13 protein-coding genes are annotated in these 16,018 nt (G+C 42.2%); 7 read left to right on the forward strand and 6 right to left on the reverse strand.

Translation table 11 applies throughout. From position 1 onward, the window contains the following. From IM477_RS06380 to IM477_RS06390, 3 genes are all read left to right on the forward strand, one after another. A partial coding sequence (locus IM477_RS06380; RefSeq protein WP_287730978.1) for an Rpn family recombination-promoting nuclease/putative transposase occupies positions 1–242 on the forward strand: 242 nt, incomplete at its 5' end. Positions 243–1,234: 992 nt separating this feature from the next. Beyond that, entirely contained in the window at positions 1,235–1,567 is a 333-nt protein-coding gene (locus IM477_RS06385) for a DUF4164 family protein (RefSeq protein ID WP_004163367.1), read from the forward strand. 105 nt (positions 1,568–1,672) lie between these two features. Next, positions 1,673–3,025: a TIGR03279 family radical SAM protein gene (locus IM477_RS06390; RefSeq protein ID WP_287730980.1), complete on the forward strand. Its 1,353-nt coding sequence runs from the start codon at positions 1,673–1,675 to the stop codon at positions 3,023–3,025. Positions 3,026–3,147: 122 nt separating this feature from the next. On the opposite strand, the gene IM477_RS06395 is transcribed toward IM477_RS06390, so the two are convergent. Beyond that, positions 3,148–3,942, reverse strand: a complete 795-nt coding sequence (locus tag IM477_RS06395) for an MlaE family lipid ABC transporter permease subunit (RefSeq protein WP_286826084.1) — start codon at positions 3,940–3,942, stop codon at positions 3,148–3,150. Between the two features lie 186 nt (positions 3,943–4,128). Between IM477_RS06395 and IM477_RS06400 the strand changes: the two genes are divergently transcribed. Next, positions 4,129–5,313: a class I SAM-dependent rRNA methyltransferase gene (locus tag IM477_RS06400; RefSeq protein WP_287730982.1), complete on the forward strand. Its 1,185-nt coding sequence runs from the start codon at positions 4,129–4,131 to the stop codon at positions 5,311–5,313. On the opposite strand, the gene IM477_RS06405 is transcribed toward IM477_RS06400, so the two are convergent. Continuing rightward, positions 5,280–5,690, reverse strand: coding sequence for a VOC family protein (locus IM477_RS06405; RefSeq protein ID WP_012264657.1), 411 nt, complete (start codon positions 5,688–5,690; stop codon positions 5,280–5,282). The genes IM477_RS06400 and IM477_RS06405 overlap by 34 nt on opposite strands. A gap of 434 nt (positions 5,691–6,124) precedes the next feature. Here IM477_RS06405 and IM477_RS06410 point away from each other — a divergent pair, with 434 nt between their 5' ends. Continuing rightward, the gene (locus IM477_RS06410) at positions 6,125–6,934 is read left to right on the forward strand and encodes an SDR family NAD(P)-dependent oxidoreductase (RefSeq protein ID WP_002758498.1); all 810 of its coding nucleotides are present in this window, start codon (positions 6,125–6,127) and stop codon (positions 6,932–6,934) included. A 280-nt stretch (positions 6,935–7,214) separates the two neighbouring features. Here IM477_RS06410 and IM477_RS06415 read toward each other — a convergent pair whose 3' ends face one another. Then, the gene (locus tag IM477_RS06415; protein WP_287730992.1) at positions 7,215–8,081 is read right to left on the reverse strand and encodes a 6-pyruvoyl trahydropterin synthase family protein; all 867 of its coding nucleotides are present in this window, start codon (positions 8,079–8,081) and stop codon (positions 7,215–7,217) included. Between the two features lie 384 nt (positions 8,082–8,465). Here IM477_RS06415 and IM477_RS06420 point away from each other — a divergent pair, with 384 nt between their 5' ends. After that, positions 8,466–9,500, forward strand: coding sequence for a hypothetical protein (locus IM477_RS06420; RefSeq protein WP_125731972.1), 1,035 nt, complete (start codon positions 8,466–8,468; stop codon positions 9,498–9,500). A gap of 183 nt (positions 9,501–9,683) precedes the next feature. On the opposite strand, the gene IM477_RS06425 is transcribed toward IM477_RS06420, so the two are convergent. Together IM477_RS06425 and IM477_RS06430 are read right to left on the reverse strand one after the other, a co-directional pair. After that, on the reverse strand, positions 9,684–9,857 hold the full coding sequence (locus IM477_RS06425; RefSeq protein WP_287730984.1) for a type II toxin-antitoxin system HicB family antitoxin: 174 nt from the start codon (positions 9,855–9,857) through the stop codon (positions 9,684–9,686). 8 nt (positions 9,858–9,865) lie between these two features. Continuing rightward, a complete protein-coding gene (locus IM477_RS06430; protein WP_287730986.1) occupies positions 9,866–10,267 on the reverse strand; it encodes a hypothetical protein in 402 nt (133 codons plus the stop codon). 608 nt (positions 10,268–10,875) lie between these two features. Here IM477_RS06430 and IM477_RS06435 point away from each other — a divergent pair. Then, entirely contained in the window at positions 10,876–11,376 is a 501-nt protein-coding gene (locus tag IM477_RS06435) for a DUF2335 domain-containing protein (protein ID WP_287730988.1), read from the forward strand. Between the two features lie 85 nt (positions 11,377–11,461). On the opposite strand, the gene IM477_RS06440 is transcribed toward IM477_RS06435, so the two are convergent. Further along, complete coding sequence (locus IM477_RS06440; RefSeq protein ID WP_287730990.1) at positions 11,462–15,448, reverse strand: magnesium chelatase subunit H; 3,987 nt, start codon at positions 15,446–15,448, stop codon at positions 11,462–11,464. Positions 15,449–16,018 lie beyond the last annotated feature (570 nt).

A 16,018-nucleotide genomic window follows, 5' to 3' on the forward strand; every position in this document is an offset into this window, starting at 1 on the left:
AGTTACCCCAAGTCAGTAGAAAGGAGATAGAAGCGATGTTTAGTTTAAGTGATTTAAAAAAAACTAAAGTGTATCAGGAAGCTTTAGAAGAAGGTAGAGAGGAGGGCCGACAAGAAGGTGAATTAGCAGCAAAATTAGCCTCTATTCCTCGTTTATTGGCATTAGGATTAAACTTTGAACAGATAGCACAAGCTTTAGAATTAGATATCGAACAGGTTAGACAAGCAACTCAAAGGGAATAGGAAAGGTTCAAACTTTGACAAATTGATACAATTGCTGGTGGCTATCTTTTGCCGGTAGCCATCAAGTAAAAATCGGCAACCCCGAAAATCTCTCAAGTCTTCTGTAGCTAAAGAGAAATCAAAAGTACAAACCCAATAAGACAAAATTATTCCTAATCTGCCTTCTTCTAATTCGCTGACTGCCACTATTTGATTATCAGTATTTCTTAAAACAATTGTCCCATTTTGGCTCTTCTCGACTTTGTGTGATAATTTTTGCTTATGGAATCGTGAAATGCTTACTGGGCAAGACTTTTAGGACTATTTTGCGGAAGAAACTATCAGTATAGACCTCGTTTCCACACAGAAACCAGAAGAGCCCCATTTTTGTATATATCCGTAAATCCGCCAGTTGCTATACACGGACTACCGACTTGCCATTGATTATTAATTGGCATTAAGTAGGGAGGCACAATTATTTGTAGGATGGGTTAGCGGTAGCGTAACATAATCGGGCGTTGGGTTTCATGCTTCAACCCAACCTACGTTCTTGCCATTGATTATTAATTGGCATTACTTGTTTAAATATTGTCATAGATCCAGTGAGAGTATTAACTGGACTAGCTATTACTGCTTACTGCATGGCAACCAACAAAAATGTGGACAAAGCTTTAATCATATACAACTTCAAAACTAATACAAATATTCCACAACGCCTTATTGTATTTTTACTGAAAATTTTTTATAACATTTTTAAATTATGTACGTTATAACTATTAAGATTATTAAACCAATCTTAGTATTTGAGTATTAATTACTTACTTTTTTGTTGGTGCTATAATATTTTTAACTTTATTTAAATAAAAGTCATGCAAAAAATACAAGTGATTCCAAGAAAAGGTAGTTCCAATTAATCTTAATCCCTATTAGGGATTGAAACTTGGAGGCAAAAATCAGCGATACTGATATTGAGATCACGATGGTGAATCCAGAAGAGATAAAGGAGACAGAAAATGGCTAACGAAACCGTCACTTATTCCCTAGAAGCAGTTCTGACAAGGATTGAGGGGAAAATTGACTCTCTGGAAAAACGGATCGATGACAGATTTGATAAGGTAGATAAGAGATTTGATAAGATAGAAGAACGGTTGACGAAAGTGGAAATAGGACAAGTCGAACTCAAAGGGGAGATTAAAGCCTTAGATGAGCGACTAACCACAGAAATTAAAGGGTTAACTGCAAGAGTCGCCTATCAGGAATTTACCAATCGGGGGATTCTCATCGCTCTGGTTGTGGCCATTTTAGGAGGGGCTGCTAAACTTTTTGGTTTTTTCCCCAATCCCTAACAGCGATCGCCCTAAAATGCTGTAGAATTAGCTTGACAAAAGTGAGATGCTCCCCAAAGACTCTCTGGGAAATGCAGTTAAATAATTGGATGGCGACCTAAAAATATGAGTGAATTAACTATTCGTCCAGCTAAAATTAGTGGTGTCATCCCAGATTCGATCGCCGCCGAGGTGGGTTTTGAAATCGGGGATGCGCTCCTCTCTATCAATGGTAATCGTCCCCGGGACTTAATCGATTATCAATTTTTATGTGCCGATGAATTTTTAACCCTAGAAGTGCTTGATAGTCAGGGCAAAACTCACCGGATAGAAATCGAAAAAGATTATCATGAAGACTTAGGTTTAGAGTTTGAAACTGCCCTTTTTGATGGCTTAATTCAGTGCAATAATAAATGTCCTTTTTGCTTTATCGACCAACAACCAGAGGGCAAAAGAGAAACTTTATACTATAAAGATGATGACTATCGCTTAAGTTTTCTCTATGGCAGTTATTTAACCTTAACTAATCTCACCTCAAAAGAATGGCAGCGGATCGAAAAGATGCACATATCACCGCTTTTTGTGTCCGTTCATGCCACGGAAACCGATCTGAGAATTCGTCTCTTAAAAAATCCCCGCGCTGGTCAAATTTTAGACCATTTAAAATGGCTACAAGCCAGACAATTACAAATTCATGCCCAAGTGGTAGTTTGTCCCAATATTAATGATGGAATTCATCTCGAAAGAACCCTGTTAGATCTGGTTTCTTTTCATCGGGGAGATATTCCCTGTGTGGAGTCGATTGCCGTAGTTCCCGTGGGATTAACCCGCTTTCGTCCCCAAGAAGATGAATTAATTCCCGTTAGCCAAGAAAAAGCGCGAGAAGTGATCGAACAAGTCCAAACTTTACAGAAACAATTTTGTCAAGAATTTGGCAGTAATGTGGTGTGGTTAGCCGATGAATGGTTTTTAATTGCCCGAGTCGATTTACCACCTCAATCTCACTACGAAGACTATCCCCAAATCGGTAACGGAGTTGGCTCGATTCGTCAATTTATTAGGGATTTCCAGAAGACAGCCAAGAAGTTATTACCCGCTCAAATTACTCCATCTAGACGATTGATATGGGTAGTGGGAAATGCGGTAGAACAAGCTTTTCAACCCCTAGTTAAACAGTTAAATAATCTGCGGGGTTTAACTGTGGAATTAGTGGCTTTAAATAGTGATTATTGGGGTCAGGAAATCACGGTTACGGGTTTATTAACCGGGCAAGATATTCTCAAAGGATTACAAGGTAAAAATCTTGGGGATGGGGTTTTATTACCCTCCCTCATGCTCAAGCATGGGGAATCGGTATTTTTAGATGATCTCACCCTAGAAACTGTTATTAATCAGTTAGGAGTCCCTATTTATCCAGTCCTGGGAGTGGAGGAATTAATTAAAACTTGTCTTACTCTCAATCCCTTCAACAAATCCTAATCTTGAGAATAGACAATTATCAGTAATCGGTGATCAGATTTGAGTTTTTAGTGAGCGGTATTAAGTAGAAAATTGCCGTTTTCTTGGCACTGATTACTGATCAATGATTACTGATTACTGTCTTAGCCTATCTCCACATTACCTGTCCCTTGAAACATCAGCCAAGAGAGGAAAAAATTAGCCACAAAAATCGCTAACAAAGAAGTTACCACAGCCGTGGTAGTAGATTGACCAACTCCTTTAGCACCGCCGGTGGTGGTTAAACCCCAACTGCAACCGATAATAGCAATTAAAACCCCAAAAATTAGGGACTTTAACATAGAACTAATTAAATCCCATGTTTCCAGAAAATTTTGGGCTGATTGCAAGAATAGGGAATAGGAAATACCGTAAAGACTATCGGAAATAAATAAACCACCGAGTAGCCCTGTGACTAAAGAGATAATAGTGAGCAGGGGTAACATTAAACTACAGGCAATCACCCGAGGAATGACCAAATAATCGATCGGATCGGTTTTTAAAATATATAAAGCGTCAATTTGTTCTGTTACTCGCATTGTACCAATTTCGGCGGCAAAAGCCGAGCCAACTCTCCCCGCCACCACCACCGCGGTTAAAACCGGGGCTAATTCTCTTGTTAAAGCCAAGGAAAGGACTCCCCCAACAAAACTACCCGCCCCAAAAAAAATAAATTCTCTGGCTACCTGAATAGTGAAAACCATACCCACAAAAGCAGCAGTAATTAGGGCAATTGTCAAGGATTCTGGCCCAACAATACTCATTTGTTCCAGAGTATTACGCCGGTGGATTTTGCCATTAAGAATATGTAAAAAAGTTTGTCCCGCTAATAAACCAGCAGCCCCCAAACGTTGAAACCATAAACTTAAACCACCGGCAGCATCACTTTTTCTTGGCATTTGTCGAGGGACTATCGCTAAAATCTAACTTATTATAGGCGAGAATTCCCTCTGATTATCCCTCGATTGTTAGGACTTGGTTTGATGCCACTCGATCGAGGGATAACAAACCATGGTTTTGTGCTGCTGGCAGGGGATAATAGAATTATCTAGTAGCCGTCAGCTATCAACCCTGATTCTTTATCCATGCCAGATTTAGCGAAAATTATCCTGAGAAACCATAAAATTGATGCTGTTAAACGATTCCATCCTTGGATATTTTCCGGGGCGATTAAAGAGATGGAGGGGGAAGTCAAAGAGGGTGCTATCGTTGAGGTTTATAGCGATCGAGGCGAATATCTAGCCACTGGACTGTATAATCCTAGCAATATTGCCGTTAAAATTCTTTCTTTCCAAAAAGTTAGCGATATTGCTCAATTATTTCTCGAAAAATTCCAGAATGCCTATCAGCTGCGGCAACAAATCGGTTTAGTGGATAACCCGAAAACTAACTGTTATCGCTTAATTAACGCGGAAGGAGACGGTTTACCCAGTTTAATCGTCGATTGGTACAATGGCACGGCGGTTATTCAAGCTTATTCCCTAGCTTTATACCAACGTCTCGATCTGATTGTCGATTGTCTGAAAACTATCTACGCTGACAATTTACGGGCAATCTACGATAAAAGTGCCGCAGTTTTGGCGAAAAGCGCCCATATCTCCGAAAATAAATACTTATTTGGTCAAAAAAACGGCAATGAGGTGTTAGAATCCGGCCATCGCTTTATTATTGATTGGGAAAAAGGACAAAAAACGGGATTTTTCCTCGATCAAAGGGAAAATAGAGCAATATTAGCCCAATATTGTCAGAATAAACGGGTTTTAAATACTTTTTCTTATTCTGGCGGCTTTTCCGTCTATGCTATGCAAGCGGGGGCTGCCCTAGTCCATTCCGTTGATAGTTCCCACGGTGCGATCGATCTTACCGAAAAAAATATCGCCCTGAATAATCTCAGCGAAGTTCCCCATCAATCCTACAGTGCCGATGTTTTTAACTTCCTGCGCGACTGTCAGGAGGATTACGATCTGATTGTCCTCGATCCCCCCGCTTTTGCCAAAAGTATCCAATCCCGTCATCAGGCGGTTATGGCTTATAAAAGATTAAATCACCAAGCTTTCCAGAAAATTCGCCCCCAAGGTATTATTTTCACCTTTTCCTGTTCCCAAGTGGTTAACGAAGAACATTTTCAGGGGGCTGTCATGGCTGCCGCCATTGAATCGGCTCGCCCAGTGCGAATTTTAGCACGTTTAAGCCAACCGGCGGACCATCCCACCAGTATCTATCACTCGGAAGGTTCCTACCTGAAAGGATTGGTTTTAGCGGTGGATTGATGGAAAATTAAACGATTACCATCCGGATCATAGATGTAGATTTCCGGACCGTGGGAAGCCTGGCTAATTTCTCCCCTAGCACCATAGCCGATTTCGCTCCAATGCTCGAGGGCTTTTTCGAGACTCTCCACCTCGAAACAAATGCTCATGCCACTGCCCCTAGAATCGCTAAATTCGTCTCTGTGGGACTCTTTAGGGCAAAAAAGACCTAATTTAAGGTTAATCAGCCTAAATTCCGCATAAACGTCGGCAAGGTAGGGGTTTGGTTCCTGTTGCAACAGTTGACGATAAAACTGCACCGAGCGATCAAAATTACTCGTGCCTAGGGCAATAAAAGCTTCTGTGTAATTGAATGGACTATCGGGGGGGTTATTCATTGGGGTTGGGGATTAGGAGATGGGAGATTGCCCAAAAGATCTACTTCAGTGCGGTGAAGATGTCAAGTCCCTTGTACTGCCAATAGTAGTCGCGTCCATTGCCAGACTTTCTATCTCCCTCGGTAGTAAGCTCTTTAAAATACCTATATCTGCAAGTCCCCTAGGGTTTCCATCCGATCGAGGATCACCCTGAGCGTTCATCCGATCGAGTGATTTTGGGGAAAAAGTATTAAAAAAGATTGCTGTTTGTAAAGACAACTGTTACCGTGGGTTCAAGAGTGCGCTTTGAAGGAGGAAAAATCCCATGCACCCTAACCTATCCATCTATCCCTCGATTGCTTCGCTACTTATGTAGGGTATAGATGCACAGATAAAAGATTTCAGAAGCAAAACCAATAAATTCCCGTACTGTTGCTTAAAACAGGAGTTTGATCATGAAATTACAGGGAAAAACTGCCCTAGTCACGGGGGCATCCCGGGGTATTGGACGAGCGATCGCCTTAGAATTAGCCCGACAAGGTTTAAGCAGAATTGTGATTGTTGCCAGAGATCAAGAGCGATTAGAAAAACTAGCCAAAGAAATTGAGTCCCTAGGGGTCATTGCCACACCTTTAGCCCTAGATTTAACCGAAAATGACCTTGTTAGTCCTTCAATTATCCGCGTTTGGCAAGAATGCCGCGGCATCGATATCCTCGTTAACTGTGCCGGTATTGCCCATCAAACCCCCTTTCTACGCTCGCAATTTTCGCAAGTGCAAGCAGAAATATCTTTAAATCTGATGGCCCTGTACACGGTTACTCGCTTAATTGCCCGCCGGATGGCAATTCGGGGACAGGGAACGATTGTCAATGTTTCCAGCATGATGGGTAAAATTGCCGCTCCTAGCTTTGCTACCTACTCGGCCACCAAATTTGCCATTTTGGGTTTTAGTCAAGCTCTCAGGTCGGAATTACGGGAACACAACATCAAAGTTGTCACCCTCTTACCCTCTTTAACCGATACGGATATGGTGCGAGAATTGCAGTTATTTCGATGGTTAAAACCGATGAGCGCCGAAGAAGTCGCCCAAACCCTAATTACCGGGTTAAATAGGGACAAAACGGAAATTGTCGTCGGTTGGCAAAGTCATCTAGCTCTTTGGTGTCAAAAATTGGCCCCGAAACTGCTCGAGAAAATTGTCGATTTAGCCTCTCCCTTACGCCAAAGCAAAGGAAAGCGAGGATGGCGAGAAGTGTTTAACTAGGGTTTAATTAGGGTCTGGTGAAAAAGTTTTTCCTGGGGGTAGGGTGTGGGGTGTGGGGTGTGGGGTGTGGGGTTTTACTCATTTTCATGTGGTCAATTACCTAATTTTCAGGAAAAAAGTCCAGGGATTTTCCCCCCAATCACTCCAAAGGTCGGCACTTTTTGAGGCAAAAAAAGTCTAAAAGCGTTATCCAACAAGGTTTTTAGATTTATTCAGCAAACCCTAATTAAATCCATCAGGGTGAGCCATGCTCACCCTAATCACCTTAACTAACAGGCAATTAAACGGCTGTCAGGGTTTTTTCTAGAAGTTGTCGGGGAGCTTGAACCAAACCACGACAGTGGATTTCCGCAGAATTATTGGGACTTTCAATCAGTTTAACTTTATCTAATTCGGCTCCTAATTGGCGGATCCGTTCCCCTAATAGTTGAGCGATATGTAAGGCAATATTTTCCGCGGTGGGAACCACTTCGGCAAAGTAGGGAATATCCTTATTTAAAAAAGTATGATCGAAGGGTTCTACTACCAATTCATCGATCGCTTTTTGTAAATCCCCTAGATCTACAATCATACCGGTGCGGGGATCGATTTCCCCCGCCACGGATACTTCTAGGTGATAATTATGGCCATGACCGTTTACCCTGGCGCATTTGCCGTAGATTTCCGAGTTTTGTTCGAGGGTTAATTGCGGTAAAGCTAAACGATGAGCGGCACTAAAATGGGTTTTGACGGTTAAAGTTGCTTCCATATCTTTTCCTTGATATTCTGCCCACAATTCGGGGTGTTCAAATAGTTGAATTTTGACTAATGGTAAATAGGGTGCTAATCTTTGCCAGATAACTCTAGCGATATTTTCTGTGGTGGGTAGGGTTTGCTGAAATTCCGGCCAGACTTGATTGAGATAGGAGTAGTCTAATTGACTGGTTATCTCTCGTTTAATTACCTGTTTTACGGTGGAGAGATTTTCCACCATGCCATAAAGATTGAGTTCTTTGTATAGGGAGACGTATAATTCGTAATTGTGACCATGACCGGGAAAACGGCTACCAAGACCAAAAAGTCTTTGATTTTCGGCTTCGTCCCATTCTGGTAGATAATAGCGATGGCTGGCTGAAAACCTCGCTCGACGATTGATGATGCAATCCATAAATGTGGGCGATCGATGACTTTGTAAAGTTACGTTAAGAGTAACTCTTTCTAGCATAAACCAGTTTTGTCTCCTCCGGCTTGCAGACCGGAGAAAGTTATCCCTCAATTCCGGCAGGATGCGATCGCTGTGAGTCGAGAGTGAGAAAATGGCGTTGCTGAATCAAGGTATGAATGCCAACCGTGCATCGTATCCAAAAGTTAGTTTGGGTCTAGGTTTTAAAAATCCCACAAAATAAGATTCAGGTCTCAAATCAGCAAGGCCGAAAATCCCTTGACTATCAAACCCCCGATCAAGTATTCTACAAACATACTTCAGACTTCGTTGCACTTTAGATATGAAGATCTGAATCGGCACTTTGTCAATGCGTAAGTACTATAATTTATGGTCGAGCAAATACCTCCTATTTATTTTCATCTTCCCGCCTCCCATCGACCCGACCCTTTGCCCGATCACGCCGATCAATTACGAACGGGTCGAGGTTCATTGGCTTGGATTTTACAAACTTATTTGCGATTACGCGAATCGAACTTTCCCTGTGAATTAGTAGATACTATCCCTAAAGAAGGTATTGTAATTGGTCATCGAGAATCGTTAGCTTATGATTTTCAACCCTATCCCAAGTTATTACTGGCTTGTGTTAAAGGAGATCGAAATCCTCAACCCTACGCTCAAATTCATATCGTCCAGAATCGACAGGAATTAACTGCTTCTCAACTTTATATACAATCAATAGCCGCAGATCAATATCTTTTACCTGGTAAGCGATACTTTTTACCCCATTGGACTCAACCGGGCTTAATTCCTCGCGATCCCCGACGGGGCGATCGGTTTGAAAATGTAGTTTATTTTGGCATTACCTACAATTTAGCTCCCCCCTTACGCAAACCGGAATGGAAACAGCAGGTAGATCATTTAGGTTTAAACTGGTGCATTCAAACTAATGATGAGTTTTGGCATGATTATCGTCAAGCAGATGCAATCGTCGCTGTTCGTTGTTTCGACTCCAAGGAGACTTATCCTTGGAAACCCGCCACTAAGCTGTATAATGCCTGGTTAGCAGGTGTTCCTGCCATTTTAGGAAATGAATCCGCTTTTCAAGCAGAGTACAAAAGTGAGCTAGATTTCTTTACTGCTAATAATGAGAATGATATTATTTATTATCTCAAACAATTGCGGGACAACAATTACTTAAGGCAGCAAATAAAGTCTCATTATCAAGAAAGGTCGAAAACCGTGACTATTAGCCATCTTGTTCGGTGTTGGCATCAGTTTATCTTGAATGAATGTGTTCCCGCCTATAATCAATGGTGTTCCCTTTCTCTCTGGCAACAACAACAGTTCTTTTTGCGTCGTCGTGTCCTGTCGAAATTGAATCAACTGCAAATGAAAACCCTGAAAATCATCACTGCTCAATAGCCAATGGTTCTCGGTGATTGCGGACAGTAATGTTTGAAGTCCTCTTTTTACCCAGTTTTTGGGGTAGTATTCACTTATCTCTCTTAGATGGCGACTCGTTACTGAGATTGACTTGGCACTTTTTTCAATTTTCTCAGAGGCACGCCAGGGGAATTGCTTTTTTGCCACTAAAATAAACCGTCTCTATCCAAATTCGCTCGCTTCTTCAATATTAATAATCACTTCCTCTAAAGTTTCACCCTGACTCATACATCCGGGTAAATCTGGAATTAGTGCCGTGTATCCGCCTTCTTCTTCGGGATAAATTGAAATCGGATATTTAAGAGATAAAAAGTATCCTAATATTGGTTGTTCCATCGATAGGTCTAAATAGGTTTGACTAAATCGCCAACTTGAGCATTATCAAAAGGTTTTAATTCATCGGATTCTACCACTTCAGATTTATAACTCCTCAATCCCAAAGAAGAATTTTCTATTCTTTTTCTATAAGTTTTTTTCTGATCGGTTTCAATTATAGATATTTTATCTTGAACGAAAATAATTCTTCCCGTACCTCTTACTAATTCGAGAAACCCTAAAGATTCGCCAGTATGGGGATCTAATATTTCTTCGTCATCGATACGATAAACCATCATTCTTTGACCTTCTCGAATTCCGTTCTGTTCACCTCTATTCATTACTAATTTATAGTCGTCAATAACCTTAACGACAGTGGCAGGAAAAGTTCCTTTAGGGGATAAAAGGGGAGTTTCTGTGACGTTTTCCATAATGATTTATCTTTGGTATAAATCTGGTTAATATTAAATATTATCGGTCTTAGGGCGCAATAGCTATAATTTATAGCGGTGTGCAGTCGTATGAGGTACAGTGTCACGAGCTATAAACCATGCTAGGCAAAGCTTGGTCTGTATCTCACTCAAGCGCTTACCGCTATAAACTTATATTTGTCAAGATTTAATGATAAGGTCGGTCAATTGCCTTGATCATTAATAGTACGAATGTAGTGGCTATGTGTTGTAACTGTAAAAAATGGGTTAAGTGTGATAATTTCTTATAAATTCAAAAAATTGCTATGATAAAATGCTAGAATAAAGGGGTAGGCATAACTTAAACGAGGGTGTTATGGTAAAAAAATACTATCGTGACATTTCTTCCCAAAATTACTCTATTCCTAGACGGTACTTTATGGATGGTCTGGTCTCAGTTCTAGATATAGGGGGGACTTGTCGTGCCAATCTAGATTATCGTTGTCGTGTTCCTGTGGGCAAAAAAGTACATTTGAACCCAGACGCTGCCGCAATTCAGTCTGATTGGATGAAGACGGGATTAGATATTTACAATGCCATTTGTGAATATGGGGGAAAGTTGTCTTAAAATGTCCGACGAAAGTAAAAAGTCAGAAGACCGGGATAATGGTGAGCTAGTTGAAAGACCTTTAGAGTCCATAGATGAAATATTAGAAGATGAGACTATTGATCAGTCAACTAAAATCTCGATTCTCCTGGGACGAATAAACAAAAGCATAACCTTCTCTTCTGGCCCGATTCCTCATCCAACAATTCTAAAAGGATATGAAGAAGTTTTGCCTGGTAGTGCTGATAGGATTTTGTCTATGACGGAGAAAGAAGGTGAACATCGAAGAAAGATAGAAACAGAACTGGTAAAAAACGATAATATCCGCTCTTATCTTGGACAAATTGCCGGTTTTACGATTGCGATAGTTGGTTTAGGTGGCTCTATTTATCTGGGGATTAATGATAAAGTTTGGGCATCTGGAATTATGAGTGCGGGTACTTTAACAGTTTTGGTGACGGTTTTTGTTACAGGGGATAAAGAGAGAAGAATTCAGTCCGAACAAGATGATCAAGACAAGTGATTCAAATACTGTAAGTTTTTCCTAGACAAAAATGGTAGAGAAGCGATATTTTGCCTCTCTACCTTTAGGTATTTTACTAGATCAATTACTCGATTCCTTCGATACGGTCCTCCACTTCTTGATAAAGTTCCTGTAAGCGGTCTAAATTCTCTTGAGAAGTTTCCCAGTAACCGCGACCATTAACTTCTAGCAGGGTTCCCACCATCTTGCGGAAAGAATTAGGATTGAGATTCATCAGACGCTGACACATTTCCTCATCTTGAATAAAGGTGGTGTTGACATCTTCATACACCCAATTATCCACCGCATCAGCAGTTGCCGACCATCCCATCGTATTAACCAAACGCTTCGATAATTCTCGGACTCCTTCGTAACCGTGACTTAACATTCCCTCGTACCATTTGGGATTGAGTAACTTGGTGCGGGTATCCAAGCGCACGGTTTCCGATAAAGTACGCACCTGAGCATTAGCGGTGGTAGTATCGGCAATATAGGCCGCCGGTTTTTTGCCATCATCGCGTAAACTAGCGACAACTTTTGTCGGGTCCGAGTCGAAATAGTGGGAAACATCGGTTAAACTAATCTCGCTAGAATCCAAGTTTTGGAAAGTTGCCTCCACAGTTTTTAAAGATGCTTCAAACAACTGACGATTATCGGCCATCATCCCCGGATTATCCGAGTCGAAAGCAAAACCCTTGCGGTTGAGATACATATTCTGTAACTCTTTTTCATCTTCCCAACTGCTATTTTCCACCGCGAGATTGATGTTAGAAGAATAGGAACCGGAAGCATTAGAAAAGATGCGGGTGGCTGCCTGTCGAACCGTTAAACCCATTTCTTTTGCTTGTGACCTAGCGTGTTTGCGGACATAATTCATCTCCACCGGTTCATTTGCTTCTGCGGCCATTTTTACGCCTTGGTCAAGCAAGTTCATCTGATTGATAAATAAATCCCGGAAGACACCAGAACAATTGACCACCACATCAATGCGCGGTCTTCCTAACTCCTCTAGGGGAATTAATTCCAGTTTATTCACCCGTCCCAAAGCATCGGGAAGAGGACGAACCCCCACCATCCAGAGAATTTGTGCTAGGGATTCCCCGTATGTTTTGATATTATCAGTTCCCCAGAGAACACAAGCGATGGTTTCGGGATATTTACCGCCATTATCCAGTTTTTGCCGTTCTAACAGACGATCTACCACGATTTTAGCCGATTTTACCGCCGCTAGGGTCGGGATAGACTGGGGATCTAAAGCGTGGATATTTTTACCCGTCGGTAAAACTCCGGGGTTACGGATGGGGTCGCCACCGGGACCGGGAAGAACGTATTCCCCTTCTAATGCTTTTAATAGGGCCCCTAATTCATTATCAGCACAGACCTGTTCTAAACAGAATTCTAGGTATTCAAACAGGGGTTTTAATGCGACCGGATCAACTTTTGGATAACCCATTTCCTGTAAAGTTTCGATCCAAGGCGATTTCTTGCCTATATTCAAGAAATTCAGCTTAGAAAGCATCGATACCCGACCTTCTGCGTCGGTTTGGGATTTGACTAAAGCGGAAACGGCAGCGCGAGTCGCGAGGGTGATGTTTTGCAGTAATTCCACATCTTCTAACACCCCTCGATCGCTATTGCGATAAACTTCCTCTATATCCCGGCCAATGCTGTTGAGCAAAATTCGGGGTAAGGAGAGTAAACCGTCTTCTTCCCGGTCTAAACTGGCAATATTGACTAAAGTTGCGATCGCTTCGAGCGCCGAGGGGGGTTTCCCGATAACGTGAAGTCCGCAGGGAAGTAAGCGCGATTCAATTTCCATCAGTTTGCGATAGACGGAACCGACGATATTATCCCGTTCCTCTTGACTGAGATGGGCGGTGTCACCATCAGGTAAAATTATATCCTTGTCGAGATTTACCAATAAACATTTATCTACAATGGTATTGACAATTTGCACCCCACGCCCACTATCTTTCAGGGTTTGGTAGGAACCGATCAACTCGCTTAGTTCTTTTAACCCTTTGTAGAGTCCGGCATTTTCTGCGGGGGGAGTGAGATAGGAGATGGTTTCCGCATAACTGCGACGTTTAGCGATCGTCGCTTCGCTGGGGTTATTAGCGGCATAATAGTAGAGGTTGGGAATCATCCCGATGAGGTTATCGGGGTAGCATTCCCCAGACATTCCCATCTGTTTCCCCGGCATAAATTCTAGGGAACCGTGGGTGCCAAAATGGAGAACCGCGTCTGCTTTCCAGACTTGATTGAGATAGGTGTAGTAGGCTGCAAAACCGTGGTGGGGACTAGCAGAACGAGAAAATAGCAGACGCATGGGATCCCCTTCATAACCGAAGGTGGGTTGAACCCCAATAAAGACATTACCGAATTCTTTGCCGTAGATTAATAGATTTTGTCCATCACTGTTGAGATGTCCCGGTGGTGGTCCCCAATTTTCCTCTAAACGGACGGAATAGGGGGTTAAGCGTTCGTATTCGGGTACGGACATCCGATAGGCGATATTTAGCTCCGGACTATGGTATTGTGCTTGAGCATCATGGATCACCGCTTCCATCAGTTCTCGGGGAGATGCGGGTAAGTCCTGCAAGTCATAACCGTTATTTTGTAACGCTTGCATCACCTCGTAGATGGAACCGAACACATCTAGATAGGCTGCGGTTCCCACATTCCCTTTATCGGGGGGGAAACTAAAGACAGTGATGGCGACTTTTTTGTTTAGTTTCGGTTTCTTTCTTAGGGTAGCCCATTTTAGCGCTCGTTGAGCGATCGCTTCCACCCGATCCTGTAAGGCGATCGCTTTACCCGTGGACCCATCCCGGCCTGATAATATAATAGGTTCGATCGCACCGTCTAATTCCGGAATGGCAATCTGTAGCGCCACTTGAATCGGGTGTAAACCTAAATCGCTTTCTTCCCATTCCTGGGTGGTTTGGAAAACTAGCGGTAACGCGCACATATAGGGACGATTGAGACGTTTTAAGGATTCTATCGCTTTCGGATGATCTTGTCGCGCTGGACCTCCCACTAAAGCAAATCCCGTCAGGGAAATTACCGTATCAACGATAGCAACCGCTTCCACTCCTTTTAAGCTTTTATCCCAGAAGTATTCTTCTACCGGTTTAGAAAAATCTAATCCCCCAGCAAAAACGGGAAGGACTCGCGCACCCATAGACTCGAATTCCTGCACGAGAGCGACATAATGAGCGTCATCACCAGTAACGAGGTGAGTTCTCTGTAAAATTAAGCCAACACAGGGAGCCAAGGGGTCTTTGAGGTCATCGGCAATATCACTGCGGTTATTGTACCAAGCGAAGTATTCCTTGACATCCTCGAACATTTTCATGGATAAAGGATGCCAGATACCCAGATCCGGATAAACTACCGGTTCTTTATAAACTACACTGTCATCCTTGTTATCGAAGACGTACTTATCGGCCAACATTAACAGGAAGTTCTCTAAATTTTCTGCGGAACCTCCTAGCCAATACTGGAAACTTAACATAAAGTTGCGTGCGTCCTGAGCTTTTTCCATGGGGAGGTATTTCAGGACTTGCGGTAAAGTTCGCAATAACTTTAACATCGCATCTTGGAAACCAGCGCCGGATTTTTCCTTGCGCTTTTTCATAAAATTAGCGATGACACTCTTAGACTGTCCCAATTGGGCCATGGAAAAGCTGCCTAATTTATTTAAGCGCATTACCTGGGGCATAGAGGGAAAGATTATCGCTGCGTCTAATTTATCCCGATGGGGACTGACAGCGGCCACAACTTTATCGGCTAAATCTTCGATAAAGATGAGAGAAGCAATGAAAATATTAGCTTTGGCTACATCCTCTTGAAAATTGCGATAATTTTCCCCATCGCGCAGTTCTTCGATTAAATAACCACTAATTTCGATCGCTAGTTTCGGGTTGTTAGCGTTGATTTCCCTGACCGCACTACTCAGCGCACTTTGGTACTGAGGTTCTAGCACGACATAGACCACCTTGACCAGCGATCGACCATTCAACCCGTCGGGAACTATGTGACGAATGGTGGACTTGACGTGAGTGAACATATATGATGGTTCTCCTTATTATTGCTGAGTCTGGTATGAAGTGATTTTCGTCATCTGATGACGATCGCCCTTTGTTTAAGGTGTTTAGATATATATGTTTCTGTTTTGTATCAGAAAATGTCACCCTAATGAGCATTTACTCTGGGTTTTGACACAATTCGATAAATATCTTGCCATATTTTGTAACAGATGGTAAAGAGCTTTCTGAGTAAATGCTCAGGCCTTTCTTTACAAAAATTAATATTTAATCTATTGACTTTTAATTCCAAAAGTGTTATTCATTAGCACCTCAGACGAGATGTCCCTATTCAAGATCGGGGTTAGGATTCGAGGTCGTCTCGTACAGGGCCGCAAGTGCTATAACTCAATCAAGATGAGCTTTTTGTCCTTGTACTAGACCTCTGGTAAAAATCAAAAATTGTTGTTAGGGTTAGTGGGACTTAAACAAATTTCAAGCCCAAACAAAGCCTAAACTGGCTTTGTAAGCGGCAAACACATCCCGATTCTCGGTCAGCCACTCAAAGAAACGGAAAGACATCGCTGTCCGAAAAGCTTCCAAGGCTTCCACAA

The organism is Microcystis sp. M090S1, assembly GCF_020246295.1.
GTDB classification, from domain to species: domain Bacteria; phylum Cyanobacteriota; class Cyanobacteriia; order Cyanobacteriales; family Microcystaceae; genus Microcystis; species Microcystis aeruginosa.